The following is a 24413-nucleotide window of genomic DNA, read 5'->3' as shown; positions in this document are numbered from 1 at the left end:
CCTTCGGTGACCTCATGCCGGGCGACGCAGCGGGGCGCCCCGCCCGCGCATGAACTGGTTCGGGTCGATGGCTCCCTGGCTGGACCGGTCGTTGCGTAGATGCACTTCAAAGTGCAGGTGCGGGCCGGAGGAGTTGCCGCTGCTGCCCACCTGACCGATCACCTCGCCGGCCGCCACCATCTGATCGGGCCGCACGCGGGGCTGGACCACCATGTGGCAGTACCGCGTGATGTAGCCGCCAGCGTGCAGCAGGTCGACGAACCAGCCACAGCCGCCCTTACCGGGGTACCCGTCCACGTTGCAGTCGAGCCGGCCCCTGCTGTCCGGATCGCAACGAGCGACGAGCACCCGGCCGGTCGCCGCTGCGCGAATCTCGGTGCCCTTGGCCGCTCCGATGTCGACGCCGTTGTGGCTGGGTCGACTGGCGGTCCGGAACCCGGAGCCGACGCCGCCAGGGATCGGGGCGGTCCAGCCGGAGGCGGCGATCTGACCACGCTCGGCCGCATCGCACACCGCCTTACCGTTGATTTCGATGGTGCGGGCCGCGCCGCCGGACAACGCGTTCACGATCCGGCTGGCCAGCTCCTCGTGCTTGGCGTACGCGTCCGGATAGGCGCTGATCTGGACCCGTTGCGCGACTGCGGTCAGCGGTCGACGTTCCCAGCCCTGCACCCCGACGAGCTTCTCGTAGAACTTGCGGGCCGTGTACGCGGGGTTCAACCGCTCGGCGACCGATCCCCACCCCGGCCGCTGCTGGAACAGGCCCAGCGAGTCGTGGTCCGCGCCGACGCCCTCGTGCGGCAGGGCCAGGGACGCCGGCACGCCGCTGTTAGCCAGGTTGCGCAGACCGGACTCCTGCATCGCGGTGGCGAGGGCGATCACCCATCCCCGCGAAGGCACGCCCATGTCCTGGCCGACCTTGATGATGATCGCGGCGTTGCGGACCTGGGCGTCGCCGTACTCGGTGAACCGTGGCAACTTGCCGGTGACGTTCACAGGCCGCACAGGGCCGCAGTCCTCGTTGGCCAGCATATCTCCGTCCTCCGCGTCGCCGCCGAGCCCGCTGAGGAAGAAGGCGGCGGTACCGCCGGTACAACAGAGCAGGAGCAGCACCCCGGTCAGCACCGAAGCGAGAACGCCGAGCCGTAGCGGCCGGCGGAGGGCGGCGGAGCCGCTGCCGTCGTTCATGAGCGCTCCCAGTCCAAAACGTCGACCAGCCAACCGCCGTTGGTGGCGATAAGTTCCAGTCGGAGCCGACCGGTGTCGAGGGGCAACAACACCTCGACGAACGTTTCGGTGCGCGACTGCACCGCCGGCGGCCCGGCGGCTTCCGCTGCCGGAACCCCCGCCGGGTCGGCGCCAGCCAGCTTCTCGGTCAACGCCGGGGTGGAGAGCGGCCGCAGGCCATCCTGCCACTGCTCGGCGGTGATTCCTGGGCGGCCGAGCCAGGCGGCGGTGAACCGGTCGGCGGTCTGCTCGGGTGTGCGGGCACCGGGCCGGGTCACCGGCGACGGCGGTGGCTCGGTGGAGAGCACGCCGTCGTCGCCAGCCGTCGGGTCGACGGTGGTGATCGGTTGGTTCGGCCGGCTACTCAACCCTTCCGCCGGGTTGATCGGACCGGAAATCAGCCTGGCCGCCCCGATCACGCCGAAGACGAGCACCGCGATCACCAGTGCCACTCCCAGCCGGGACCGCAACGCCCGGTTGAAGAGGAACTCCAGTGCCCGCCGCATCGCTGTCACCTCGCCTCGGAGCGCACCCGAGGTCCGGTGCGATCCGGTGCACGCTCAGTGGATCCGGGTCGGTAGACCACGAATGACGGGTTCTCCGCCGGCACGTCCGGCTCGGTCCAGGTCGCCGGCTGCCGGCGTCGAGGCTGGGGGGCGACCGGGCGGCCCCGGCCTCTGGTCTCCTCCGCCGGTGCCTCGTCGGAGCGTTCCTTACCGTCGGGGCGCCCCGCACTTGCACGCCCGCCCTCGGCCGCAGGGGTCGGCGCCGAGACCGGATCCTCCCGCCGTGCCTCCGGGCGCAGCCGGGTCTGCGCCGCGTCGGGTGACCGTCGACGTCCGCCCACCGGCTCGACCGTGCCGCCCGGCTCCGTCACGTCCAGCCGCGCTGCGACGCGCATGTCACGGAAGAACCGACGGTGCCAGGACCCGGCCGAGCCGACGGCCTCGCTGCTGTCCTTGCCACCGAGTTGGGTGATCCGGCGGTAGGGCCGCAGCAGCAGCCAGCCGACCACCCCGCAGAGCCAGACCAGCACCACCTGGAGCCAACCTGCCAGGGTGGGTGTGCTCATGATCAGATCTACTGCGAACAGGTAGATCGCGGCACCGGTGCCAAAGATCGCGATGTTAAACACCGCGGCAACGACCGCATTGGCCAGCCGCCGCAGCCCGGCGCTGGCTGGTCGCATCAGTCCGACGGTGCCCAGGATGGGTGCCGCGATCACCGCCCACCGGAAGATCAGGAAGCCCAGCAGGACCAGCAGCGACGCGGTCAGGTCGAACATGGCGAACAGCACCGACGCCAGCACCGCGATGAACCCGGCGCCCACCCGGTCCATGTCTCGCACACCCTGGAGGTACTCGTACGCCTCCGGGTCCTCGGTCTTTATCTGCTCGGCAACCCGCGCCCACTGCTGCTGCTTGGCCTTGATCGTGCCTGGCCGGGTGGCCGGGTTGGCGCGCAGCTTCTCGACCTCCTCCCACGAGAGTGCCTTGGCGTCGTAGAGGGCCGGGCCGTACTTGCGGGCGGTCTCGCTGTCAGCCGAGCCGAGCACACCTCGGAGCCAGTTCCGGTAGAGCATCGCCTCGGTGGCCGTGTCACTGGCCCGAACGGCAGGCGGGCGGTTGTCCTTACATGCCTGGGGGTTCGGATCGTCGCACTGGTCCGGCGGGGTGTCCCGGGCTGCAGGACCCACGGCGTCGTGCACCACACCCAAGGTGGTGACCAGCGTCCCGTCTGCGATGTTCGCCGACTTGACCGGCCATGCGGCCAGTGCCGTGACTGCGACCATCACCAGCAGTGCCCAGCCCGCGGTGGTCATCGCGTTGCTCATGTCCGACTGGCGGGACCTCCAGAGCAGATAGAGCCCGACCACGCACAGAGTGACGATGCCAAAGACGCTGAACACCTTCTGATACACGGCCTTGGTTGCCTGCTCGACCAGCGGGTCGGCCCAGCCCCACATCGAGCTCGGGTCCCAGGCCCGCTCCCGCAGCGCGTTCGAGGCCCCCACGATCGCGGTGGCGACCATGAACTCCCCGTTCGCCACGGTGGTGGTGAACTTGTAGTCCGGATGCAGGACCGACGACGCACAGCCGCCCGGAATGTCATATGTGGGGTAGCTGTAGCCGGCGTAGCCGTAGTCGCTGTAGAGCCCTTTCGGCCCAAGCTCCTTGGCGGAGTCTGGGCGGCCGGCGAACCAGCCGGCGAGTCCCGAATCCGGTGTACCCGGAGTCGGCGCGTTGCGGCAGGTCACCTCGGTCTCACTGACTTCCTTGAGCTTTCCCACGCAGGCGCGGAAGTCGGCCTGCCACTCAGGGGTCGTGCAGAGGTCGGCGCGGGCCTGGGCGGCGGGCGGTGCGGCGGCTGCGGCTTCCGCACCGATCAGCGGCCAGGAGAGGGTTGCCCCGGCCAGTACGCCGAGGGCGAGCAGGAGCGACGTGATCCTTGCCCGGGCCCTCGCCATGTCACGCCTCCAGATCCGGCAGGGGGATGCTCGGCAGTACGCCGGCCGCCGCGGCGATCGCGGCGGGCGTCGTGTCGAGGTAGTCCAGCAGCCCTTCGACGTACGAGACGTCGACTCGGACCTTCTGCACCCGGCCGTCGACGTCGCGCATCACGAACTCGCGGAAGCCGAGCCGGTTGGACGAACTGGTGTCGGCGGCGGAGAGCGAGGCGAGGGTGGCCTCGTAGCCGTCATTTACCGGCACCCGCAGTAGTCGCAGCGCTTCGGAGGCGATCTCTGCATCCTCGGCGATCCGGCCGACGAAGACGGTGGAGACGAGGTTCTGCACGTCGAGGCCGAGGATGTCGCGGGGGTTCTGCGAGGCGACCAGCGCGGCGAGGTTCCACTTGCGGGAGTCGCGGGCGAGCCGGACCAGGAACGAACGCCCGGACCGCCAGCCCTCCATGAAGTGCGCCTCGTCCAGGCCGACGAGTTTGCGGGACGACATGGAGCCGCCGTAGCAGCGGCGGACGGCGAGCCGGTGCGCGGTGTGCAGCATCGGCAGGGCCAGCGCTTCCTCGGCGGACCAGTACTCGCGTTCGATCTTGAGGTCGGGCAACCGCAGCCCGGCCATGGTGATCACGGTGAGTGCGGCGTCGGCGCCGAGCAGCCCCTCCGGTGGCCGGCCGAAGAAGAGCATGGCCAGCGGCATCTCGGCGGTGTCCAGCAGGAGGTTGGCCAGTTCCTTGCCGGCGTCGTCGTCGAGCCGCCCAAGGCAGCTCACCACGTCGTCCAGGGTGGACGTCTCCTCGGCGGGGACCTGGCGGACCGCGTGCCGGAACAGGGTGGCGGTTGACGCCTCCCGGGCCACCTGCGGCGGAACGAGCATCATGCAGATGTCCTGGACCAGCATCCGGCGCTCGGCCCGGGCATTGGAGACCGCGATCTCGAACTCCCGGTCACCGGAGGCGCCGGCGCCGAACTCGGTGCGCAGCGGCGTCGGGATGAGCGAGTAGGGCGCCAGGGTGCCGTGCTCCGAGCCGGTCAGGTTCAACACCCGGGAGTACGGCCGCAGCTCGGGCATCGCGCAGAGTCGGGCCAGTGGCCCGGACGGGTCGAGCAGGGTCACCTGGACACCTCTGCGGGCGGCCAGGTAGCCCAGTGCGCCGAGCAGGGTCGACTTGCCACCGCCCGGTTCGGCAACGAAGACCGCGAGTCCGGAGCGTTCCCGGACCTCCATGGGGAAGTGCAGGTCGAGGAAGACCGGCCGGCGGCAGGTGCCGGCGGTACGGCCGATCAGGTCGCCCCGGCGGTCGCCCACGTTCGAGGCGGCCTGGGGGAGAGCGGCGGCGAGTAGCGGCACCGGCATCCGGCGGACGTAGCCGGTGTTGGCGATCGGCTCGCCGGGGATGAACTCGCGGGCCAGCCAGTCCTGGTTCTTCGGGTGCTGTAGCGAGATGCGCAGCTCCCGGGAGTAGAGCTGGATGAGCCGGCGGGCCCGCTCCAGGCATTCCTCCCTGGTCCGGCCGCCGACTGCGACCCGGTGCCAGCCGTGCGCGCGGGCCGAGTCGACCGGCAGACCGGTGGTCATCTCGTCGCCGATCACCAGGGCGCGCTTGGCCAGTCGTTCCAGCTCCGGGGGCGCGTCGATGCCGTGCTCGGCGTAGTCGAGCTGCTGCGAGCGGATCATCCGCAGCCGGTGTTCGAGATTACGGAAGGAGTCACCGGAGCCGAGGATGTCGACCCGGGTGGAGATTTCCATCGGCCAGGGCAGCCGCTCGTGGAAGTGCAGCCAGGGCTCGTGCCGTTCCGGGATCTCCAGCGGCTCCATTCGGCCGACCGCGAGCACGGCCACGTGCCGTTCCTCGCCGGTCATCCGGTTGACCAGCTTGACCGTTGAGCCGTACGGGGTGCGGTAGCGCTCCACCTGCTCGGTCATGGCGAGCAGGTCTCCGCGCTCCCAGCGCCCGTCGGTGACGGGGGAGAGGGTGCTCGGCGGCGACATGCACAGCGCCACCGAGCGGTAGAGCAGCCATTCCAGCTCCTGTGCGGTGACCCGCCGGCCGCGCATGCCGAAGGCGCCGAGCACCTCGTCGAACTGCTCCACGGTGCGGCCCAGCTTGCGGCGTTCGCCCTCGGCGGTGCCCCTGCCGAAGGTGCGCAGCAACCGTTCGGTGAGCGAGTCACCGAGGGACCGGCGGGCGAAGGTGACGCCCAGGTAGGTCTGCCCCTCGGCGTGGTTGACCGCCATCAGGTGCCGCTGGGCGGCGACCAGGTGATCGGCCCAGCCGGTGGTGCCGGGCACGTCGGCGAGCGGTGCGGGGGTGTGCGCGTCGATGGTGCGCGCCCACTCGTCGGCGGGGAACGGCCGGGTGGTGCGGCGCAGGTGCAGCCGGAAGCCGGCCAAGCCGGCGTACTGCTCGGAGATCGCCGACAACAACGCTTCGCGTTCCGCGTCCGGCCGGAACGCCCAGCGGACCTCGGGCAGCCAATACCAGGCGGTGACGGTGTTGGGGGTGAAGGTCAGGTGACCGGCGATCTCGGTGATGGCCAGCTCGACCGACGGGTCCCGATCTCCAAATTTGATCTTCGGGGCGCGGACCCGGGTCGGTTTGGTCGGTCGGTCTGGTCGGCTCGCGGCACGCTGTCGGGGTGGGGCGACTTCCCGCCCGGTCGGCTCGGTGCCGGGGCCCCTGGGCCGATCGGAGTCAGTGGTGCGGCGCGCCGCGCGCTCCAGAGCCGGCCGATTCGCGGGCGCGGTGCTGGCCGGCTGCTCTGCCAGGGCCGTTGGTTGGCTGCCTTGAGGCGTCGGCCGGGCTGCGGGCGTAGCCGTGGGGCGGCTGCCCGACACGGTGTTGGCTGGCCGGCTGGCGGGACCGGTGGCCGCTGCCGACGCGCCGCCAGCGGTCGGGTCGGGCTCGTCCGGTGGACGGAGCATCGGCCGTCGGTCGCCGGCCTGGTGCGGCACCCGGGACTCGCTGGCCGGGTGGCCCCCTCCGTGTCGTGGCTCGGCCGGCCGGCCGCCGCTGGCGGGCTGCTCGGCGGGCGTCCACGGTGGTTCCAACTCGGGAACCGGGCGGGTTGGTGGCGGGCCGGCGACGGACGGCGGCTGCTGGGGGATCGCCGGCTGCTCCCGGGTGCTCGGGCCGGCCGTGACGGCTCGTGTCGCGCCGGGCCGCGCCCCGCCGAAGAGGTCCAGGAACGGGGAGTCGATGTCGGCGTTCTCGCCGGCCGACACCGCGCTGGGCTCGGCGGGTGGCGTCCGGCGGGGGATCGGCCGGGGTGCCTGGAACACGCCGACGGCACCGTGGCCGGGCGAGGTCACCAGCGCAGGATCGAGCGCCACCTCGTCCTCGTCCTCGGTGTAGTCGAACGAGTGCACACGGTGACCTGCCGGTACGGCCGGACGGCCGGCCGGGGAACCCGGCGTGGAAGAGCGGCTCATGCCACCGCCTCAGAGACGGCCGGCAGACTCTTGCCTGCTCCGTGCGACGGACCGATCGGCGTACGCCCGGTCATGCCAGCTCCTCCCGAATCCTGATCCGGCTGCCGACCAGGCGCGGATCGCGCTGCTCGATCGCCGGCTCCCGGGTGCGTCGCCAGTCGGTCAGCGCGGTGCGGATGACCACCCGCGCCGGCCGATCGGGGTCGACGTGCCGGAAGATGAACGACGTGGTCACGATGGCGAGCGCGATCTCCCAGGCCGGGAAGAGCTCGACCGTCAACGTGAACAGCCAGTGGATGAACATGTAGAGGGGGACCAGCAGCATGAACAGCCCGTACTGGGCGTAGGGCAGGTGGACCGGAAGGGTGTAACCGGGCGGCCCGAGGTAGACCAGGCGGGCCCGGTAGATGTCGTCGTCGGTGCGCAGCCGCATGTGGTGAACGCGCCTATTCGAAGATCAGGTCGATCAGGTAATCGCCGACGAAGAAGAGTGTTGCCGCGCCGGCGATGAAGGCCAGCCCGACGATGGCGATCGCAGAGCTGGTCAGCACCTTGGAGATCTCACCGCGGCTGGCACGGCCGATGAAGATGACGCCCAGGACGGCGAGCAGGATCGGCGCGATCTTGCTGGCGAAGAAGGTGACGACACTGTTGGTGTCGATCCCCTTCGGTGCCGGCTCTGCGAGCGGAGCCGACGCCAGAGTGGAGAGCGCGTGGGTGACGCCGGACGACGCCGTCTCCATGAGCTCGAAGGCGATCACTGGAACCTCCCCATAGCGCGGCCGGCGGTGCCGCGGCGGTGCAATAGGCAAGCCTGGCGAGAAATTGCTCCACAGAGCGCAGCGTTTTTGACCCTGCGTTCGTTACTCACCACGGAGCGTGGCGAGGTTTGGGCGGATTTTCCCCGCTTCGGCCCTCCCTCCAAGCTTCGCCATGTCGATGCTGGCCAATTCCAAAGCGTACGGGCCGCCCCGGATTGCTACAAGCCGTGAAGGGGCTGCCCGTTGCTGCCTGAATGACCGATCGTACACCTGTTCTAATCGGCACGTCAGGGGTGGTGATGCGTGGCCTACCCGGGTCGGTGGGCACCGCTGCCGCGACCGGTACCGTCTAGTCGTGACCGATCTGGTGCGGGCCTCGGGCCCGGTGGTGATGGGCGTCCTCAACGTCACACCGGACTCCTTCTCCGACGGCGGACGGTACGCCGACCTCGACGCGGCCGTCGGACATGGCGTCCGTCTGCGCGACGCCGGAGCCCACCTGGTCGACATCGGCGGCGAGTCGACCCGTCCCGGCGCTGAGCGGATCGACGCCGCGACCGAGGCCGACCGCGTGTTGCCGGTCATCCGTGAGCTGACGGCCGCTGGTGTCGCGGTCAGCATCGACACCAGCCGTGCACGGGTGGCGGAGGCCGCCCTGGCCGCTGGAGCGGCGGTGGTCAACGACGTCTCCGGCGGGCTGGCCGATCCGGACATGGCCCGCGTGGTGCGCGACGCGCACTGCCCCTGGGTGCTGATGCACTGGCGTGGCCACTCGCGGGAGATGCGCGAGCTGGCCAACTACACCGACGTGGTGGCCGACGTCCGAGCCGAGTTGGCCCAACGGATCGACGCGGCGCTGGCCGCCGGGGTGGCCGCCGACCGCCTCATCGTCGACCCCGGCCTCGGCTTCGCCAAGACGGCCGCGCACAACTGGGAGCTCAGCGCCCGCCTGCCGGAGCTGCTGGACCTCGGCTGTCCGCTGCTCTTCGGGGCCAGCCGCAAGTCGTACCTCGGCGGGTTGCTCGCCGCCCCCGACGGCACCCCGCGACCGACCGCCCAGCGGGAGGCGGCCACCGTGGCCACCAGCGTGCTGGCGGTCGCCGCCGGCGCCTGGGGCGTACGCGTGCACGACGTGCGGGCCACCGCCGACGCGCTCGCCGTCTGGGCCGCGACCGGCAGCCCGCGCCTGGCCCCCGCGACCGGCAGCCCGCGCCACGCCGCTGCGACCGACGATCACGAGCAGGCTGCGACCGACGATCACGAGCAGAAGGTGCAGCGATGACGACCGACCGGATCCAACTGACCGGCCTGCGGGCCCGCGGTCGGCACGGGGTGTACGACTTCGAACGGGCGCAGGGGCAGGACTTCGTGGTCGACGCCGTCCTCGAGGTGGACCTGGCCCCGGCCGCCGCCAGCGACGACGTCACCGACACCGTCCACTACGGGGAGCTGGCCGAACGCCTGGTCGCGGTGGTGACCGGTGAGCCGGTCAACCTGATCGAGACCCTCGCGGACCGACTCCTCGCGGTCTGCCTGGCCGACGAGCGGGTCGGCGCTGCCACGATCACCGTGCACAAGCCGGAGGCTCCGGTGCCGCACACCTTCACCGACGTGGCCGTCACCATGACCCGGACGCGTGACCGGTGACCAGGGCTGTGCTGTCGCTCGGCAGCAACCTGGGCGATCGGCTCGGTCACCTGCGCACGGCCGTGACCGCGTTCGGTGACTCTGTGCTCGTACTCTCCGGGGTGTATGAGACTCCACCGTGGGGCGACGCCGACCAGCCCGCGTACCTCAATGCGGTGTTGCTCGCCCAGGACGAGACCGCGAGCCCGCGCGACTGGCTGGAGCGGGCCCGCGTCGCGGAGCGGGCGGCCGGTCGGGTCCGTGACCCGGAGCGGCGGTTCGGGCCGCGCACCCTCGACGTGGACGTGATCGCGGTCTGGGGTGACGACGACGAGCCGGTGCTCAGCGACGACCCGGAGCTGACCCTGCCGCACCCCCGGGCGCACCTGCGCGCCTTCGTGCTGCGGCCGTGGATCGACATCCAGCCGTACGGTCGGCTGCCCGGTCACGGCTGGCTGACCGACCTGCTGACCACCGGCCCTGCGGCGGACGAGGCGTTGGAACTGCGTCCCCGGCCGGAGTTGGCGTTAGAGTCGACGGCATGACCGAGCGGAGCTGGCCGGCATGACGCAGGCGAAGTCCCCACCACCGGGCGGGTCGGGCCCGGATCGGTCACGGATGGGCCCCACCCGGATCTCGACCCTGGTCGTGGCCGCCCTGGCTGCGGCGGCGGTGGCCTGGCTGCTGATCAGCAGCCTCTACTACAGCGGCATCCCCCGGCTCCCCTGGCTGCCGGTGGTGACGCTCGTAGGGCTCGCCGTGCTCGAGGCGTACGCCGCCTTCGACACCCGGGGCCGGATCCAGCGCAAACCTGGCCGGGAGCCGGTCAACCCGCTGATGGTTGCCCGCTTCGTGGTGCTGGCCAAGGCATCGGCGCTGGCCGCGGCCCTCTTCGCCGGCTTCTACACGGGGCTCACCGGCTGGCTCTTCGTGGAGACCACCCGCGCCGCGCTCGACGATCGACCGGCCGCCGGTGGGGGCCTGCTCGCCTCGCTGGCTCTGGTCGGCGCCGCGCTGTGGCTGGAGCGCTCCTGCCGGGTGCCGGATCGCCCGGACGACGAGCGCGAGCAGGACCCACGGGAGAGCCGCCCCGGCCAGCGCTGAGCAGGGGGTTACGCCCGGCTCCGGGCGCGGGTACGGTGCCTGCGATCGGAGAGCAAGGCCGCCCACCGTTCGTCCGCGCGCCGGACTGGGGACGGCCGGCGACTGGGGAGGCGGCGTCATGGGGTACGAAGAAGCGGGCCGGGACCGGTCTGCCGAGCCCTCGTCCGGGGTGCCCTCGGCGGTTCTGGAGAACGTCTTCGACGACCCCACCCACGGTGAGCCCGGCCGGGATCGGGTCGGCGTGCACCTGGGATGGGAGTTCCTGCTGCTGGCCGGGCTGGCGACCCTGGGCTGGCTGCTCTGGCAGGACAACCCGGCCGCCCTGCGCGACGGCAACCTGCGTACGTTGCTGGTCGACGCGGTCGGGCTGGGGATGCTCGCCCTGGCCGCCGGGCTGAGCCTGCGTACGGCCGCGCCGAACCTGGCCGTCGGGCCGATCGCGGTCGCCGCCGCCCTGCACTACGCCGAGCAGGGCGATCGGGGTCTGCCAACGTCGGTCGGCTCGGCCGTGGCGGTTGCCGCGCTGGGCGGGCTCGTGCTGGCGCTCGCTGTGGTGGTGCTGCACGTGCCGGGCTGGGCTGCCAGCCTGGCCGGCGCGGCCGGCGTCGTGGTGTACATCGAACGCCGTTCGGCCCCGGTGCTGGTGCAGGGCGACTACGACCCCGGGCGCAGCGCCGGATATTTCTTCGCCGGCTTCGCCGCGGTGGCCGTCCTCGGCGGGCTGTTCGGCGCGATCCGGGCGATCCGCCGACTGGTCGGCCGGTACCGGCCGATCGCCGATCCGGCCCGTCGGCGGGGCGCGGTGGCCGCCGTGGTCACTGCGGTCGCGCTGGTCGGCTCCACCGTGCTCGCCGCCCTCGCCGGCGTGCTGCTCGCCGCCAACGACCCTGGGCCGGTCGCGCCCACCTCGGGGTTGGACTGGACGGTCCTGGCGATCGGGGTGGCCCTCCTCGCCGGCACCAGCGCGTACGGCCGTCGCGGCGGTGTGTTCGGCACGGTGCTGGCGGTCAGCCTGGTCACCGTCTTCCAGGTGTACGCGCAGGAGCGCGGGTGGACGCTGAGCATCTGGGCGATCGGCGGCGCGGCGCTCGGCGTCGGATTGCTGGTCACCCGGCTGGTCGAGACGTTCGGGCGGCCCCGACCGGGCAGCACCGCCATACCCGAGCCGGTTGGCGACGGCACGATCAGTGCGGGTTGGAGCATGCCGCCGACGCAGTCGGTCGACAACTGGCCTCCGACGCTGCCGACGCCCGCCGCGCCCCAACCGGTCGACCCGTGGCGGGATCCGCGCTGGGAGGACAGCCCACGTCGGTGGGACGCCGATGAGCGGTGACCCGTGTCGCGTCCGCCGGGCCGGAGCTGATCTCGACCGTTAGGCTCGGCGACATGACCGACACACCTGCCGCCACCCCCGGCGGATCCTCGTTCGAGGAGCTTGACGCGCTGTCCACCGAGGATCTGCGGGAGCGGGCGTTCGCCCGGGCCCGGGAGCGTCGTGACGTGGGGTTCTACTGGTCGGTGCTGCGGCACCTTCCGAACGCGGACGAGGCCACGGTGCTGGACGGCGCCCCGAACTCGATCGGCCCGACCATCGACGAGGCCAACGCGCTGTGGCGGGAGCTGACCGGTCACGGCTACGAGGAGTCGGCGCCGCTGCTGCGGGCCGCCTTCATCGACTACCTGATGAAGCACTGAGCCGCTCGGGGCAGCCCAGGTCCGCCCGGACGACCGGTTCGGGGCCTGGGCGGATCGCATCGCTCGTCCACCGCTCCGGCCCGGTCGGCCGCTACGGCACGGCGGCCGGCACCGGCGCGCTCGCCGTGTTGCTGCTGGTCGGCATCTGTGGCAGCCCGGCGTACACCCGCTGGGCCGCCACGCAGACCGACCCGGAGTCGGCCGGGGCCTTCTACGCGCGCCTGCTCGCGTGGCCGGCCTGGCGGCTCGACGCGGACGGGCAGGCCGGCGGGTTGTTCGCCGCCGACCTGCGGGCGGTGCTGCTGGTGGTCCTCGCGGTGGCCCTGCTCTACCTTCTGCCCGCCGCCCAGGTGGCCCGGGTGCCCGGCCCGGTCAGTCAGTTCTTCTCCGGCTGGGCCGCGTACGTGCTGGCCGGGGGGCTCGCCGCCGTGCTGGCGGCACTGCTCGGCCCGGACCCGTCACTGCTGGGCGCCCTGCAGGACGCCAGCACCGGCGCCGGCTACGGCTTCCTCACCGGATGGATCATCGGCACGGCCAGCCTCGGCGGTCGCGCCTGACCCGGCCGGGGCAGGTCAGCTCGTCGGGCGGCCGAGGTCGAGAAGACGCTGTCGGCTGAGCGTGCCCACCGGTCGGCCGGCGTCGGTCACCACGAGCTGGTCGCGCCCCGAGGTGAGCAGCACCGCCAGCGCGTCGTACGCGGAGCCGTCCAGTGCGACGGTGGGCAGGTCCGCGGCGGCGTCCCCGGGTACCGGCTCCAGCGACTCCCGGTCGAGTGGGGTGACCGCCAGTCGGCGGATGCCCCGGTCGGCGCCGACGAACTCGCGGACGAACGGGGTGGCGGGTGCGCCGAGCAGTGCGGCCGGCGTGTCGTACTGCTCCAGGTGCCCGCCCTCGGAGAGCACCGCGATGCGGTCGCCGAGCCGGACCGCCTCGTCGAGGTCGTGGGTGACCAGCACGATCGTCTTGCGGACCTCGGCCTGGAGGCGGAGGAACTCCTCCTGGAGGCGTGCCCGGACGATCGGGTCGACGGCCGAGAAGGGCTCGTCCATCAGCAGCACCACCGGGTCGGCGGCGAGTGCGCGGGCCACCCCGACCCGCTGCCGCTGGCCACCCGACAGCTCGTGCGGGTAGCGGCCGCCGAACTGGGCCGGGTCCAGTCCGACGAGGTCGAGCAGTTCGTCGACCCGGGCCCGGGTCTGGCCCTTGGGCCACCTGAGCAAGCCCGGGACGGTGGCCACGTTGGCCCGAACCGTCTGGTGTGGAAAGAGGCCGACGTTCTGGATCACATATCCGATTCGGCGGCGCAGCCGCACCGGGTCGACGTCGGTGACGTCCTCGTCGCCGAGCGTGATCCGGCCCGCGGTCGGCTCGATCAGGCGATTGATCATGCGCAGTACGGTCGACTTGCCGCACCCGGACGGGCCGATCAGCACCACCAGTTCGCCGGCCCGGACGTCCAGGCTGAGCTCCCGGACAGCCTCGGTGCCGTTCGGGTAGCGCTTCTGGATGCCCTGTAGGGAGATCGACGCCGCGCGAGGGGACTGGGCCACGTCGGGGGCCTCCGGGGTAACGTCCACGTATGTCCTTCCGCCTGAGCTACCGGGCCGACCCGGGTAACCCCTGGTTCTCCTGGCAGTACGTGCGGGACAACTCTGACACGATCCTCGCCGCGGTGCGCGAACACGCCTCCCTCACCGGGCGTGCGGTGCTGATCGCGGTGCTGATCGCCCTGCCGCTGTCCGTGCTGGCGTACTGGGTCCGCCCGCTCGCCGGCCCGATCCTCGCCGTCAGCGGGGTGGTCTACACCATCCCGTCGTTGGCGCTCTTCGCGTTCATCGCGCCCTACCTGGGCACCGGGGCCACCACCGTGCTGGTCGGGCTGGTCCTCTACGCACTGCTGCTGATCGTGCGCAATGTGGTGGCCGGCCTCAACCAGGTGCCTCCGGAGGTTCGCGAGGCTGCCGAGGGAATGGGGTACGGCCGGTGGGGGCGGCTGTTCCGGATCGATCTGCCGCTGGCGCTGCCGGGCGTCGTGACCGGTGTGCGGTTGGCGACCGTCTCCACTGTGGCGTTGGTCACGGTCGGGGTGCTGGTCGGGCATGGTGGCCTTGGTCAGTTGATCTTCGCTGGCTTCCAGAACAACCTCTACAAGGCTGAGATCATGACCGGCGCTCTGCTCTGCGTGGCACTCGCGGTCGTGCTCGACCTGCTGCTCGTCCTGGTCGCCCGGTTGGTGACCCCCTGGTCCGCCCGGAGGGCACGGTGACCGTCGCGGAGAACCCGATCGGCCAGGCAGTCGTCTGGTTCAACGACCCACTGAACTGGACCAACCCCGGGGGCATGCTGGACCGCCTCGGCGAGCACCTGACGATCTCGGCCCTGGCGGTGGCGCTCGGCTGCCTGGTGGCGTGGCCGCTCGGTCTCTGGCTGGGTCACGTCGGCCGGGGCGGCGGCCTGGTGGTGCTGGTGTCCAACGCCACCCTGGCCATCCCCACCCTGGCGCTGCTGACCATCCTGCCGGTGGTCTTCGCCAGCGGCTTCGGGCGGACGCCGGTCGTGGTGGCGCTGGCGGTCTTCGCCGTCCCGCCACTGCTGGCCAACGCGTACACCGGGGTGCGGCAGGTCGACCCGGAGGCCCGCGACGCGGCGCGGGGGATGGGCCTGTCCGGCGGGCAGTTGCTGCGTCGCGTGGAGTTGCCGTTGGCGGTGCCCTACCTGGCTGCCGGGTTCCGCACCGCCGCGGTCCAGGTGATCGCGACCGCCGCACTGGCCTCGTTCGTCAACGGCGGCGGCCTCGGCCAGATCATCCGGACCGGTTTCGGCATCGGTATCGCGGCCGGCGGGGGCCAGATCGTCGCCGGCGGAGTGCTGGTGGCCGGGCTCGCGCTGCTCGCCGAGGTGGTCCTTGGTGGCGTCGAACGGCTGGTCACACCCCGTCCGCTACGGCGCGGGCGGCAGAGCACGGGGCGACCGCGGCCCGCCGACGCCACCGGGAGCGCCTGACCCGCGTTCTCGTGGGCGACTCATCCGGGTGAGCATTCCGTCGAGCCGGCGACCGACGGTGAGCCAATCGGTGACGATGCGGTGACGAAGTCCATCCCAAGTTGTCGGTCGGTTGCGGAGCATGTTGGGTGGATATTCGCGGGCGACCGACAGTCAGGATCGCCCGTCGGACACGCGGCCGGCCCGGGACGGGCCGCGCCGGGACACGGAAGGCGGGCACATGCGCGCACGTACACGTCTGGCTATCGGCGCTGTCAGCGCCGTCGCCGGGGCAGCACTCCTCACCGGGTGTGGTGACGCCGGCTCGTCCGGCACCGACGCGCCCCAGCAGGGCGCCTCCGGCGCCGGGTGCGCCCCGGTCGCCGGCCAGCAGCTCATCGCTCTGCAGGACGACAAGAAGCTCCAGAACTCCGACAACGTCATCCCGGCGGTCAACAGCAAGGCGGCCAACCCGCAGTTGATCGCCGCACTGGACAAGGTCTCCGCCGCGCTCGACACGCCGAAGCTGGTCCAGCTCAACAAGGCCGTCGACGCGGATCGCAAGACCCCCAAGGTGGCGGCCGAGGAGTTCGCCTCCGCCAACAACCTCACCGAGGGCATCGCCAAGGGCCCGGGCGGCGACATCGTGGTCGGCGCCGGCAACTTCAGCGAGAGCCAGACGCTCGGCGAGCTGTACAAGATTGCCCTCACGGCCGCCGGCTACCAGGTCAAGGTGCAGCAGATCGGCAACCGGGAGCTCTACGAGCCGGCGCTGGAGAAGGGCGAGATCCAGGTCGTCCCGGAGTACGCGGCGACCATGGCCGAGTTCCTCAACACCAAGGTCAACGGCGCGAAGGCCCAGCCGGTCTCCTCGCCCGACATCAACACGACGGTGACGGCGCTCAAGGCCGAGGGCGACAAGGCCGGCATCACCTTCGGTGCCCCGGCCGCCGCACAGGACCAGAACGCCTTCGCCGTCACCCAGGCCTTCGCCGACAAGTACGGCGTGCGGACCCTCTCCGAGTTGGCCGCGAAGTGCTCCGGCAGTGCGACGGTGCTGGGCGGCCCGCCGGAGTGCGAGCAGCGTCCGTTCTGCAAGCCGGGTCTGGAGAAGACGTACGGGCTGTCGGTGGGCAAGTTCTCCTCGCTGGACCAGGGCGGACCGCTGACCAAGAGCGGGCTGCGCGACGGCTCGATCAGCGTGGGCCTGATCTTCTCCTCGGACGGCGCCTTCGCCACCAGCTGATCTCTCTCTACTGATCTGCCGAGAACGCCCCCGCCCCGACCGGGCGGGGGCGTTCGCGCATCCCAGGACCCCGTTCCCTCCGGTGGAGAACCTCGGTAGGCTCCGCACCTATGCCAGCCCCGGCCACCTCTGACGCGCGGCGTCAATCACCGCTGCTGACCGTGCTCTTCTGGGCGGGCGTTGCACTCGCGCCGGTGGCGGCGCTCATTCTGCTGGTTGCCGACGGTAACGGCCCGCTGCGTTTCGCCGCGGTGCTCGCCATCCTCGCGGTGGTGCTGATCGGCCTCTCCATCGCGCTTCGTCCCGACGGCGAGGGCGCCTCTGCGCGGGCCGACGAGTTGTTGGATGAGATCGAGGAGCTCCGTCGGGAGCTGCGCACCGAGATCGTGGCCGCCGCGCAGCGCGGTAACCAGGCGCTCGACCAGGCGCAACGGGCCCAGGAGGGCGTTGCCGCGGTCCGCCGCCGTCTCGACGCCAGCGGTGCCGCCCTCGCCGGTGCCGTCCCCGCTGGCGAGCCCGCCGGACCTGGCCGGGCGCGCGTGCCGGCCGTCGAGCCGCCGGTGGACAACGCCCCGGTGGCCCGTAGCCGGGTCCAGGTGCAGGGTGACGCACCCGCCGGTCGCGCCCGGGTGTCCAGCCCGGACGACGCGGCCCGGTGGGGTCGCTCCGAGCACGCGGACGACGACGAGCCGGCGTACCCACGGGAGTCCGCCGAGCCGGCGGCGACCGCGGAACGTACGGCGCGGATCGGCCGGCCGCCACCGCGTACGGCTCAGCCCGTCCTCGTGAGCACGACCGCCCGGAACCGACGCACCGACCGGGCGGCGTGGTCCGGCACACCGAAACCGTGCACGTCACCACCCGGCACACCGTGGTGGACGGCGGTCCCGCCGAGCCGGCTGCGCGCTATGGCGGCGGGTACGCCGGCCAGTGGACCGCGCCGGCGCAGGAGTGGACCCGGCACGGCGGTGCGGATGAGCGTTCCCGCCCGGCCGGCCGAGCGAGGAGCGAGCCGGAGGAGCGCCCCCGTGCCGGGTACGGCGACGACCGGCGCCCCGGCGACGACCGTGCCCGCTCTGGTGACGATCGGGCCCGCTCTGGCGACGACCGGGCCCGCTCTGGCGACAACCGCACCCGGGGGGCGCAGCCCGCGACCCGAGGCGAGCCCGAGTGGAGCGGCGCGCGGGACGGTTCGGGTTGGGGTGCCGAACGGAACGAGGCTGACCTCGATGGGGGCGAGCCGGGCTGGACGGGTCGCCGCGACGAGCCGGAGTGGACCGATCCGCGCGACGCTTACGCCCAGCCCGACGAGCGCGGCTCGGCGGCCCGGTCGCAGCGCACGCCGGAGAGGTCGGCCTCGGGCTCCTGGGACAGCCCGGACGATCGCGGTTGGTCGGAGCAGCGCGACCGGGCGAGCGCCGCCGCGCCGCAGCCTGGGCCGCCCCTGCGGGCCGATGACACCGGCGAGTACTGGTCACAGTTGCGGGCCGGCGACCGGTGGGCCGCCGTCCGCGACGACGAGAACGGCCGTGAGCTGCGGGTCGGCGAACGCCGGGCCGAGGTGCACGCCGACGCCACCGGCACCGAGTACCGGGTGGCCGACCGCTGGGCAGCCGTCCGCCACGAGGAGCCGCGCCGCCACGAGGAGCCGCGCCGCCACGAGGAGCGCGAGTCGTACCACCGGGACGAGCCGGCGCGCCGGCACGATCGCGACGGCGGCTGGCGGGCCGAGCCGGCGGACCGGCCGGCGCTGCCGATGGGCGGCGTCCCGGTGCCGGACGAGTGGCGCCCACCCCGCCAGCGCGGTCACGAGGCGGAACCCGCACCGGAGCGGGCCGGTCGGCGCCGGGTCGACGAGCGCTACGGCTACCCGCCGCAGGACGATGGACCGCGCGCTGGCGGCACGCCGCCCGGCGACCGCTGGCGCTGACGCGTCAGGCCGCCCGCGTCACTTGTCGATGTCGCCGACCACGAAGAACATCGAGCCGAGGATCGCGATCAGGTCCGGGACCAGGCAGCCGGGAAGCAGGGTGGCCAGCGCCTGCACATTCGCGTACGAGGCCGTGCGCAGCTTCAACCGCCACGGCGTCTTCTCGCCCCGGGACACCAGGTAGTAGCCGTTGATGCCGAGCGGATTCTCGGTCCAGGCGTAGGTGTGCCCCTCCGGCGCCTTGAGCACCTTCGGCAGTCGGGTGTTGATCGGCCCGGTCAGCTGATCCACCCGGTCCAGGCACTGCTCTGCGAGGTCCAGTGACGCGTACACCTGGTCGAGCAGCACCTCGAAGCGGGCGTGGCAGTCCCCGGCGGTCCGGGTGACGACCGGCACGTCCAGCTCGTCGTACGCCAGGTAGGGGTCGTCGCGGCGCAGGTCCAGGTCGAGCCCGGAGGCGCGAGCCACCGGCCCGGACGCGCCGAACGCGGCGGCGTCCGCGGCGGAGAGCACACCCACGCCCACGGTCCGAGCCAGGAAGATCTCGTTGCGTCGGATCAGGTGGTCCAGGTCGGGCAACCGCCGGCGTACCTCGCCGATCGCCGCGCGGGCCCGGCCGGTCCACCCGTACGGCACCTCTTCCTTGAGGCCGCCCACCCGGTTGAACATGTAGTGGATCCGGCCGCCGGAGACCTCCTCCATCACCGCCTGGATCGTCTCCCGTTCCCGGAAGGCGTAGAAGATCGGCGTGATCGCCCCGATCTCCAGCGGATACGAGCCGAGGAACATCAGGTGGTTGAGCACCCGGTTCAGCTCGGCCAGGGCCATTCGCAGCCAGGTGGCCCGCTCCGGCACCTCCATGCCCATCAGGCGTTCCACGGCGAGCACCACACCCAGCTCGTTGGAGAACGCCGAGAGCCAGTCGTGCCGGTTGGCCAGCACGATGATCTGCCGGTAGTCGCGCACCTCGAAGAGCTTCTCCGCGCCTCGATGCATATAACCGATGATCGGCTCGCAGGTGACCACCCGCTCGCCGTCGAGCACCAGCTTCAGTCGCAGCACGCCGTGCGTGGAGGGGTGCTGCGGACCGATGTTCAGCACCATGTCCGTGCCGAGCTGCTGGTCGCCGGTGCCGGGGACCAGGCCCGCCCCGGTGCCGACGGTCAGTTCGCGGAGGTCCCCGGCGTCGGTGGTCATGCCCGTCATCGTGCCACGGCCGGCCCGAGCGGGATGCCGACCGGTTGGCGCAGCCACCAGTGCCCACCGAGCCCGGCCGGGTCGGTCAGCTCGGCCACCGCCGACGCAGCGGCCAGCGCCCGCACGTACCCCGCCGGGTCCGTGCCGGCCAGGCTCAGCGGCGGTCGGCCGCCGTCGGCCCCGAGCGCCCGCAGTGCCTCCCGCTGCAAGCCCAGGGAGTACGCGCACCGGGCGACCGCCGCACCAGCGGAGGCGACCGAGTCCATGGCAACGTGCGCGGTCACATCACTCGATCCGTCCGGCACCGCCGGCACCTGCCGCCCACCCCGATACCCGGTCAACGTGCCGTCGACAGGTCTCCCGTCCCGCAGATGCCCGTAGTCCACGGCCACCGCCATGCCCCGCTCGATCTTCTGCACCGCGGCCCCCCACGCTTCGTCCCTGGTCCGGCCGATCTCGGCTCGTATGTGGTCGCTGTGGGGGGCTGCCCGGAAACCCGAGTCGCTCCCGCTGGTCGCGTCAGTCCAGGTCGGCCTCCGGCCCGGGTCGTGGTCCGCGCTGCGAGCGTTTGTGAAGCTGGGCCACCAGGTCGTCAGCCAGTCGAGATCAGCACGACCGACCAGCTCACCAACGGTCTCCGAACCGCTCGCGGGATCGACCAACACGTATCGCCAGCCGTCCTCGGTATGTACCGCCAGGTCCAACGGAACGTTGTCCAACCACTCGGTCGCCAGCAACACCCCGTTGATCCCCGCAGGAATCTCGGACACCCACCCAATCTCCGGAGGCAGGTTTTCGGGGCGCGTCGCGTACTCGACTGCAGTGAACCGCACCCGTTCCGCAAGCCCGACGGCGCCGGCGGGCGCGGTGTCGGCGGGCGCGACGAGCCCGAGCAGGGCACGTAACAGCTCCCCCCGCCCAGCCCCGACGTCGACCACGTCGAGCCGCGACGGGTGGCCCAGGGCTGTGTCCACCTCTGCGACAAGGCGTAGGAGCGCGGTGGCGAAGGCTGGCGAGGCGTGCACGCTGGTTCGGAAGTGGTCGGCCGGCCCCGTACCGGCGACGAAGAAGCCGCCCGGCCCGTAGAGGGCCCGGCTCATCGCGTCCCGCCACAGGATCGACATCAGTTCACTCCGAGCTCAGGGTGCGTCACCGTGCCGACCCTACGGTCACCGGTTGTGAGACGACTCGTGATCCCCGCGCTCGACGCCTCGCTCGCCGACCTGATCGCCGAGGTGGCCACCGAGCTACGCGCGATCACGTCGGCCCCAGGGAGACGTTGACACGAGGCCCTTCCTTCGGTGGTGAACGTTTTCACACATGCTTGTCCCGGTTCGGTAGGCCGGGCGCATACTTGCGATCGACCGGTACCCCTTCTCGAGGACTGGATCGTCGTCATGAGCGCACCGCTGCGCCCGCGTCCGGCCGCCCCGCACGGGCCCGCCGCCTCGCGGGATCGCGCCGACATCGGCGCCTTCGTCGCCCCCCGTCTGCTCACCGTCGGTGTCATTGGTGCCGGTCGGGTCGGAGCCGTGCTGGGGGCCGCACTCGCCGCCGCCGGGCATCGGGTGGTCGCGGTCACCGGCGGTTCCGGAGCCAGCAGCGCTCGACTCGCGCTGCTCCTGCCCGAGGTGCCCCGTCGCCCGGTCGCCGCCGTGGCTCACGCCGCCGCCGACCTGCTGCTGATCGCTGTGCCGGACGACGCGCTGGCCGGTGTGGTGGCCGACCTCGCCGATCGGGGCGCGCTGCGCCCGGGCCAGGTGGTCGCGCACACCTCCGGTGCGCATGGCCTGGCCGTGCTGGGGCCGGCCGCCGAGGTCGGTGCCCGGCCGCTCGCCCTGCATCCCGCGATGACCTTCACCGGTACGCCGGACGACCTGGCCCGGCTGGTCGGCATCTCGTACGGCGTGACCGCCCCGGCGGAGCTGCGCCCGTTTGCTGCCCGGCTGGTCGCCGACCTGGGCGGCGTGCCCGAGTGGGTGGCCGAGTCGGACCGCCCGCTGTACCACGCCGCGCTGGCCCACGGCGCGAACCACCTGGTGACCCTGGTGAACGAGGCGACGGACCGGCTGCGCGACGCCGGGGTGGACCGGCCGGAGAAGGTGCTCGCTCCGCTGCTGCGGGCCGCCCTGGAGAACGCGCTGCGGCTGGGTGACGACGCGTTGACCGGCCCGGTGTCCCGTGGCGACGCGGGGACCGTCCAGCAGCACCTGGCCCGGTTGGCCGCCACCGCACCGGAGTCCGTTCCCGCGTACCTGGCATTGGCCCGACGTACCGCCGACCGGGCGATCGCCGCCGGCCGGCTGCGGCCGGTGGACGCGCAGTCGCTGCTGGGCGTTTTGGCCGACAGCGGTCGGGAGGTGGCGGCATGACACAGCTCGTCCACACGCGCGCCGAGTTGGCTGAGGCCCGGGCCGTGCTGAAGGGCACGGTCGGCGTGGTGATGACCATGGGCGCGTTGCACTCCGGGCACGAGACGTTGCTGCGCGCGGCCCGGGAGCGGGCCGACCACGTGCTGGTGACGATCTTCGTGAACCCGTTGCAGTTCGGGCCGAACGAGGACTTCGACCGCTACCCGCGCACCCTCGACACGGACCTTGAGGTGTGTCGGCGGGCGGGCGCTGATCTTGTCTTTGCCCCGTCGGTGGCGGACATGTACCCGGACGGCCAGCCCCGCGTACGCCTCGACCCGGGCGCGCTCGGCGTGGAGTTGGAGGGCGCGAGCCGCCCCGGTTTCTTCCACGGTGTGCTCACCGTGGTGCTGAAGTTGCTCCAGCTCACCCAGCCGGACCTGGCGTTCTTCGGCGAGAAGGACTACCAGCAGCTCACCCTGGTCCGGCGGATGGCCCGGGACCTGGACGTGCCGGTCGAGGTGGTCGGCGTGCCGACCGTCCGGGAGCCGGACGGGCTGGCGCTCTCCAGCCGCAACCGCTACCTGAGCGAGCCGGAACGGGCCGCCGCGCTGAGCCTGTCCGCGGCTCTGCGGGCCGGCGCGCGGGCGGCCGACGAGGGCCTGGACGCGGGGGCGGTGCTGACCGCCGCGCACGCCGCGTTCGGTGCGGGTACGCCCGGTGCCCGTCTCGACTACCTGGTGCTCACCGATCCCGAGTTGGAGCCGGGGCCGGTGTCCGGGCCGGCCCGGCTGGTGATCGCCGCGTGGGTGGGCGCCACCCGGTTGATCGACAACGCGGCTGTCCATCTCGCTCCCCGCCCCTGACCTGGCCGCACCCCCTCCACCATTCCCGCGAAAGGGCACCCCGATGCTGCGGACCATGCTCAAGTCGAAGATCCACCGAGCCACGGTGACCCAGGCCGACCTGCACTACGTCGGTTCGGTGACGGTGGACGAGGACCTGCTCGACGCCGCCGACCTGCTCCCCGGCGAGCAGGTGGCGATCGTGGACATCACCAACGGCGCCCGGTTGGAGACGTACGTGATTCCGGGCCAGCGGGGCAGCGGCGTGATCGGCATCAACGGTGCCGCCGCTCACCTGGTGCATCCCGGTGACCTGGTCATCCTCATCTCGTACGGGCAGATGGACGACGCTGAGGCCCGGTCGTACCGGCCACGGGTGGTGCACGTGGACGCCGACAACCGGGTGATCGAGCTGGGTGCCGACCCGGCTGCGGTGGCGCCCGGCACGGCCGGTGATCCGGTGCCCAGCCCGCTGGCCGTGTCCGCCGTCTGATCCCGCACGACGCGATTCCGGTCTGTCACCAGAAGGTCATTTCCGGTTACCCTTGGCGCGCTGGCGGAAGTCGGCCGGTGGCTGGGGGAGGCCGCTATGCGCAGTGCCATGACGACCCTGTTCGCCGCTGTTGCCACGGCAGTGCTGCTGGTGGGCTGTGCCGGGTCCGGTGAACTGGACGGTGACCTGACCGACGACTGGGCGGCGCTGCCGCCACCGTCGGCGTTCACCCCGGCCGCCGGCGTGTGTCAGGCCGCCGACTTCACCGATGTGGTCACTCTGGCCAGCTATGAGCCGGTGGACTGCGCCGGCCCGCACCGGGTGGAGACCGTGCATGTGGGGGCGTTCCCGGTCGAGCGGCCGAGCGCCCCGGCGGGTGGCTCGGCGGAGCTGCGGGGGGCGTTCGCCGAGTGCGACACCCGGGCGACCGGCTACGTGGGCGACGACTGGCGGGCCGGCCGGCTACGGCTGTCCGTGGCGCTGCCCTCCGGGCCGGGCTGGGCGGCGGGTTCCCGGTGGTTCCGGTGTGACCTCACCGAGTTGACCACGGTCGAGGCGGCGGCCACGGTGGTCGTCCGGTCGGGCAGCCTGCGGGACGCGTTGAAGGGGGTCTCGGCGCTGCGGCTGGGTTGCCAGCAGACCCGTGGCGGGGGCGGCCGGGGTGTGCAGACGTTGGTCCCGGTGGAGTGCGGCAAGCAGCACGACGCCGAGTTCGTCGGGGTGTGGCGTGCGCCGGACACGGCGTACCCGACCCGGGACGCCGACTGGGCTCCGCTCTACACCGGCTGTCGCAGCATCCTCGCCCGGTACTCGGGCGTGCCGGACGACGCCCAGCTGCGCTACCGCAGCGGTGTGGTGGTCCGCCCGCCGGGCGCGGGGCGTTGGAAGGTCGGTGACCGGGGCGTCCGCTGCTACCTGTGGCTCAGTGACCGTACGGTGACCGCATCGCTGAAGGGCGCGGGCCCGGTTGGCCTACCGGTCCGGACGAAGTGACCACGGCCCGACGGTGGACCCGCTGCCGGACGGGGTCGCCCAAAACACTCGTCCCGCCCCCGCCGCCCCGAG

Annotated in this window: 24 protein-coding genes and 1 pseudogene; 16 read left to right on the top strand and 9 right to left on the bottom strand. The window is 72.3% G+C overall.

What is annotated here, in order from left to right; all coding sequences use genetic code 11:
* Window positions 1-12: 12 nt before the first annotated feature.
* The 6 genes from PCA76_RS30995 to PCA76_RS30970 all read right to left on the bottom strand — a co-directional run bounded on the left by PCA76_RS30995 (window position 13) and on the right by PCA76_RS30970 (window position 7879).
* Window positions 13-1188: a M23 family metallopeptidase gene (locus PCA76_RS30995; protein ID WP_272614004.1), complete on the bottom strand. Its 1176-nt coding sequence runs from the start codon at window positions 1186-1188 to the stop codon at window positions 13-15.
* Window positions 1185-1742, bottom strand: coding sequence for a hypothetical protein (locus tag PCA76_RS30990; protein WP_272614002.1), 558 nt, complete (start codon window positions 1740-1742; stop codon window positions 1185-1187). The genes PCA76_RS30995 and PCA76_RS30990 overlap by 4 nt, the downstream gene beginning before the upstream one ends.
* The gene (locus tag PCA76_RS30985) at window positions 1739-3694 is read right to left on the bottom strand and encodes an MFS transporter (protein WP_272614000.1); all 1956 of its coding nucleotides are present in this window, start codon (window positions 3692-3694) and stop codon (window positions 1739-1741) included. Before PCA76_RS30985 ends, PCA76_RS30990 begins: the two co-directional genes overlap by 4 nt.
* A gap of 1 nt (window position 3695) precedes the next feature.
* Window positions 3696-7118, bottom strand: a complete 3423-nt coding sequence (locus tag PCA76_RS30980) for an ATP-binding protein (protein WP_272613999.1) — start codon at window positions 7116-7118, stop codon at window positions 3696-3698.
* A 70-nt stretch (window positions 7119-7188) separates the two neighbouring features.
* The gene (locus tag PCA76_RS30975; protein WP_007466101.1) at window positions 7189-7551 is read right to left on the bottom strand and encodes a hypothetical protein; all 363 of its coding nucleotides are present in this window, start codon (window positions 7549-7551) and stop codon (window positions 7189-7191) included.
* A 13-nt stretch (window positions 7552-7564) separates the two neighbouring features.
* Window positions 7565-7879, bottom strand: coding sequence for a hypothetical protein (locus PCA76_RS30970; protein WP_272613996.1), 315 nt, complete (start codon window positions 7877-7879; stop codon window positions 7565-7567).
* A gap of 355 nt (window positions 7880-8234) precedes the next feature.
* On the opposite strand from PCA76_RS30970, the gene folP reads away from it, so the two are divergent.
* From folP to PCA76_RS30935, 7 genes are all read left to right on the top strand, one after another.
* Window positions 8235-9161 carry a dihydropteroate synthase gene (gene folP / locus PCA76_RS30965; RefSeq protein WP_272613994.1) on the top strand — a complete coding sequence of 309 codons (927 nt, stop codon included), beginning with the start codon at window positions 8235-8237 and terminating at the stop codon, window positions 9159-9161.
* Complete coding sequence (gene folB / locus PCA76_RS30960; RefSeq protein ID WP_272613992.1) at window positions 9158-9526, top strand: dihydroneopterin aldolase; 369 nt, start codon at window positions 9158-9160, stop codon at window positions 9524-9526. Before folP ends, folB begins: the two co-directional genes overlap by 4 nt.
* On the top strand, window positions 9523-10050 hold the full coding sequence (gene folK / locus PCA76_RS30955; protein WP_272613991.1) for a 2-amino-4-hydroxy-6-hydroxymethyldihydropteridine diphosphokinase: 528 nt from the start codon (window positions 9523-9525) through the stop codon (window positions 10048-10050). Before folB ends, folK begins: the two co-directional genes overlap by 4 nt.
* Before the next feature lie 19 nt (window positions 10051-10069).
* Window positions 10070-10609 carry a DUF3180 domain-containing protein gene (locus PCA76_RS30950; protein ID WP_272613990.1) on the top strand — a complete coding sequence of 180 codons (540 nt, stop codon included), beginning with the start codon at window positions 10070-10072 and terminating at the stop codon, window positions 10607-10609.
* A gap of 118 nt (window positions 10610-10727) precedes the next feature.
* Window positions 10728-11942 carry an ABC transporter permease gene (locus tag PCA76_RS30945; RefSeq protein WP_272613989.1) on the top strand — a complete coding sequence of 405 codons (1215 nt, stop codon included), beginning with the start codon at window positions 10728-10730 and terminating at the stop codon, window positions 11940-11942.
* 53 nt (window positions 11943-11995) lie between these two features.
* Window positions 11996-12304, top strand: coding sequence for a hypothetical protein (locus PCA76_RS30940; RefSeq protein ID WP_272613988.1), 309 nt, complete (start codon window positions 11996-11998; stop codon window positions 12302-12304).
* 125 nt (window positions 12305-12429) lie between these two features.
* A complete protein-coding gene (locus PCA76_RS30935) occupies window positions 12430-12861 on the top strand; it encodes a hypothetical protein (RefSeq protein WP_442930177.1) in 432 nt (143 codons plus the stop codon).
* Between the two features lie 15 nt (window positions 12862-12876).
* Here the strand turns inward: PCA76_RS30935 and PCA76_RS30930 are convergent, their stop codons facing one another.
* Window positions 12877-13881: an ABC transporter ATP-binding protein gene (locus PCA76_RS30930; protein WP_442930176.1), complete on the bottom strand. Its 1005-nt coding sequence runs from the start codon at window positions 13879-13881 to the stop codon at window positions 12877-12879.
* 2 nt (window positions 13882-13883) lie between these two features.
* Here PCA76_RS30930 and PCA76_RS30925 point away from each other — a divergent pair, with 2 nt between their 5' ends.
* The 5 genes and pseudogenes from PCA76_RS30925 (at window position 13884) to PCA76_RS30905 (ending at window position 18462) form a co-directional block, all read left to right on the top strand.
* Entirely contained in the window at window positions 13884-14570 is a 687-nt protein-coding gene (locus tag PCA76_RS30925) for an ABC transporter permease (protein ID WP_272613987.1), read from the top strand.
* A complete protein-coding gene (locus tag PCA76_RS30920; protein ID WP_272613986.1) occupies window positions 14567-15307 on the top strand; it encodes an ABC transporter permease in 741 nt (246 codons plus the stop codon). Before PCA76_RS30925 ends, PCA76_RS30920 begins: the two co-directional genes overlap by 4 nt.
* 220 nt (window positions 15308-15527) lie before the next feature.
* Complete coding sequence (locus PCA76_RS30915) at window positions 15528-16532, top strand: glycine betaine ABC transporter substrate-binding protein (RefSeq protein ID WP_272613985.1); 1005 nt, start codon at window positions 15528-15530, stop codon at window positions 16530-16532.
* A 110-nt stretch (window positions 16533-16642) separates the two neighbouring features.
* Window positions 16643-17026: pseudogene (locus tag PCA76_RS32925) on the top strand (hypothetical protein); the annotation flags it as partial.
* Window positions 17027-17379: 353 nt separating this feature from the next.
* Entirely contained in the window at window positions 17380-18462 is a 1083-nt protein-coding gene (locus tag PCA76_RS30905; protein WP_272613982.1) for a hypothetical protein, read from the top strand.
* An 18-nt stretch (window positions 18463-18480) separates the two neighbouring features.
* On the opposite strand, the gene PCA76_RS30900 is transcribed toward PCA76_RS30905, so the two are convergent.
* Window positions 18481-19668 carry an NADH-quinone oxidoreductase subunit D gene (locus PCA76_RS30900; RefSeq protein WP_272613981.1) on the bottom strand — a complete coding sequence of 396 codons (1188 nt, stop codon included), beginning with the start codon at window positions 19666-19668 and terminating at the stop codon, window positions 18481-18483.
* Window positions 19665-20783 carry an SAM-dependent methyltransferase gene (locus tag PCA76_RS30895; protein ID WP_272613980.1) on the bottom strand — a complete coding sequence of 373 codons (1119 nt, stop codon included), beginning with the start codon at window positions 20781-20783 and terminating at the stop codon, window positions 19665-19667. Before PCA76_RS30895 ends, PCA76_RS30900 begins: the two co-directional genes overlap by 4 nt.
* Window positions 20784-21056: 273 nt before the next feature.
* Here PCA76_RS30895 and PCA76_RS30890 point away from each other — a divergent pair, with 273 nt between their 5' ends.
* The 4 genes from PCA76_RS30890 (at window position 21057) to PCA76_RS30875 (ending at window position 24341) form a co-directional block, all read left to right on the top strand.
* The gene (locus tag PCA76_RS30890; protein ID WP_272613979.1) at window positions 21057-22031 is read left to right on the top strand and encodes a Rossmann-like and DUF2520 domain-containing protein; all 975 of its coding nucleotides are present in this window, start codon (window positions 21057-21059) and stop codon (window positions 22029-22031) included.
* Complete coding sequence (gene panC / locus PCA76_RS30885) at window positions 22028-22876, top strand: pantoate--beta-alanine ligase (protein WP_272613978.1); 849 nt, start codon at window positions 22028-22030, stop codon at window positions 22874-22876. Before PCA76_RS30890 ends, panC begins: the two co-directional genes overlap by 4 nt.
* Before the next feature lie 43 nt (window positions 22877-22919).
* On the top strand, window positions 22920-23348 hold the full coding sequence (gene panD / locus PCA76_RS30880) for an aspartate 1-decarboxylase (RefSeq protein ID WP_272613977.1): 429 nt from the start codon (window positions 22920-22922) through the stop codon (window positions 23346-23348).
* Between the two features lie 96 nt (window positions 23349-23444).
* Entirely contained in the window at window positions 23445-24341 is an 897-nt protein-coding gene (locus PCA76_RS30875) for a septum formation family protein (RefSeq protein ID WP_272613976.1), read from the top strand.
* Window positions 24342-24413 lie beyond the last annotated feature (72 nt).

It is taken from the genome of Micromonospora sp. LH3U1 (assembly GCF_028475105.1).
In the GTDB taxonomy this organism is placed as follows: domain Bacteria; phylum Actinomycetota; class Actinomycetes; order Mycobacteriales; family Micromonosporaceae; genus Micromonospora.
Note: the sequence above shows the minus strand (reverse complement) of the source record. Positions and strands in the feature narration are given on the sequence as shown.

Coding starts and splice junctions, on each gene's coding strand:
- PCA76_RS30895 (WP_272613980.1), bottom strand. CDS start 20,783: ATGTCGATCCTGTGGCGGGACGCGATGAGCCGGGCCCTCTACGGGCCG.
- panD (WP_272613977.1), top strand. CDS start 22,920: ATGCTGCGGACCATGCTCAAGTCGAAGATCCACCGAGCCACGGTGACC.
- PCA76_RS30945 (WP_272613989.1), top strand. CDS start 10,728: ATGGGGTACGAAGAAGCGGGCCGGGACCGGTCTGCCGAGCCCTCGTCC.
- PCA76_RS30995 (WP_272614004.1), bottom strand. CDS start 1,188: ATGAACGACGGCAGCGGCTCCGCCGCCCTCCGCCGGCCGCTACGGCTC.
- PCA76_RS30980 (WP_272613999.1), bottom strand. CDS start 7,118: ATGAGCCGCTCTTCCACGCCGGGTTCCCCGGCCGGCCGTCCGGCCGTA.
- PCA76_RS30925 (WP_272613987.1), top strand. CDS start 13,884: ATGTCCTTCCGCCTGAGCTACCGGGCCGACCCGGGTAACCCCTGGTTC.
- panC (WP_272613978.1), top strand. CDS start 22,028: ATGACACAGCTCGTCCACACGCGCGCCGAGTTGGCTGAGGCCCGGGCC.
- PCA76_RS30900 (WP_272613981.1), bottom strand. CDS start 19,668: ATGACGGGCATGACCACCGACGCCGGGGACCTCCGCGAACTGACCGTC.
- PCA76_RS30950 (WP_272613990.1), top strand. CDS start 10,070: ATGACGCAGGCGAAGTCCCCACCACCGGGCGGGTCGGGCCCGGATCGG.
- PCA76_RS30985 (WP_272614000.1), bottom strand. CDS start 3,694: ATGGCGAGGGCCCGGGCAAGGATCACGTCGCTCCTGCTCGCCCTCGGC.
- PCA76_RS30940 (WP_272613988.1), top strand. CDS start 11,996: ATGACCGACACACCTGCCGCCACCCCCGGCGGATCCTCGTTCGAGGAG.
- PCA76_RS30975 (WP_007466101.1), bottom strand. CDS start 7,551: ATGCGGCTGCGCACCGACGACGACATCTACCGGGCCCGCCTGGTCTAC.
- folB (WP_272613992.1), top strand. CDS start 9,158: ATGACGACCGACCGGATCCAACTGACCGGCCTGCGGGCCCGCGGTCGG.
- PCA76_RS30890 (WP_272613979.1), top strand. CDS start 21,057: ATGAGCGCACCGCTGCGCCCGCGTCCGGCCGCCCCGCACGGGCCCGCC.
- PCA76_RS30875 (WP_272613976.1), top strand. CDS start 23,445: ATGCGCAGTGCCATGACGACCCTGTTCGCCGCTGTTGCCACGGCAGTG.
- PCA76_RS30915 (WP_272613985.1), top strand. CDS start 15,528: ATGCGCGCACGTACACGTCTGGCTATCGGCGCTGTCAGCGCCGTCGCC.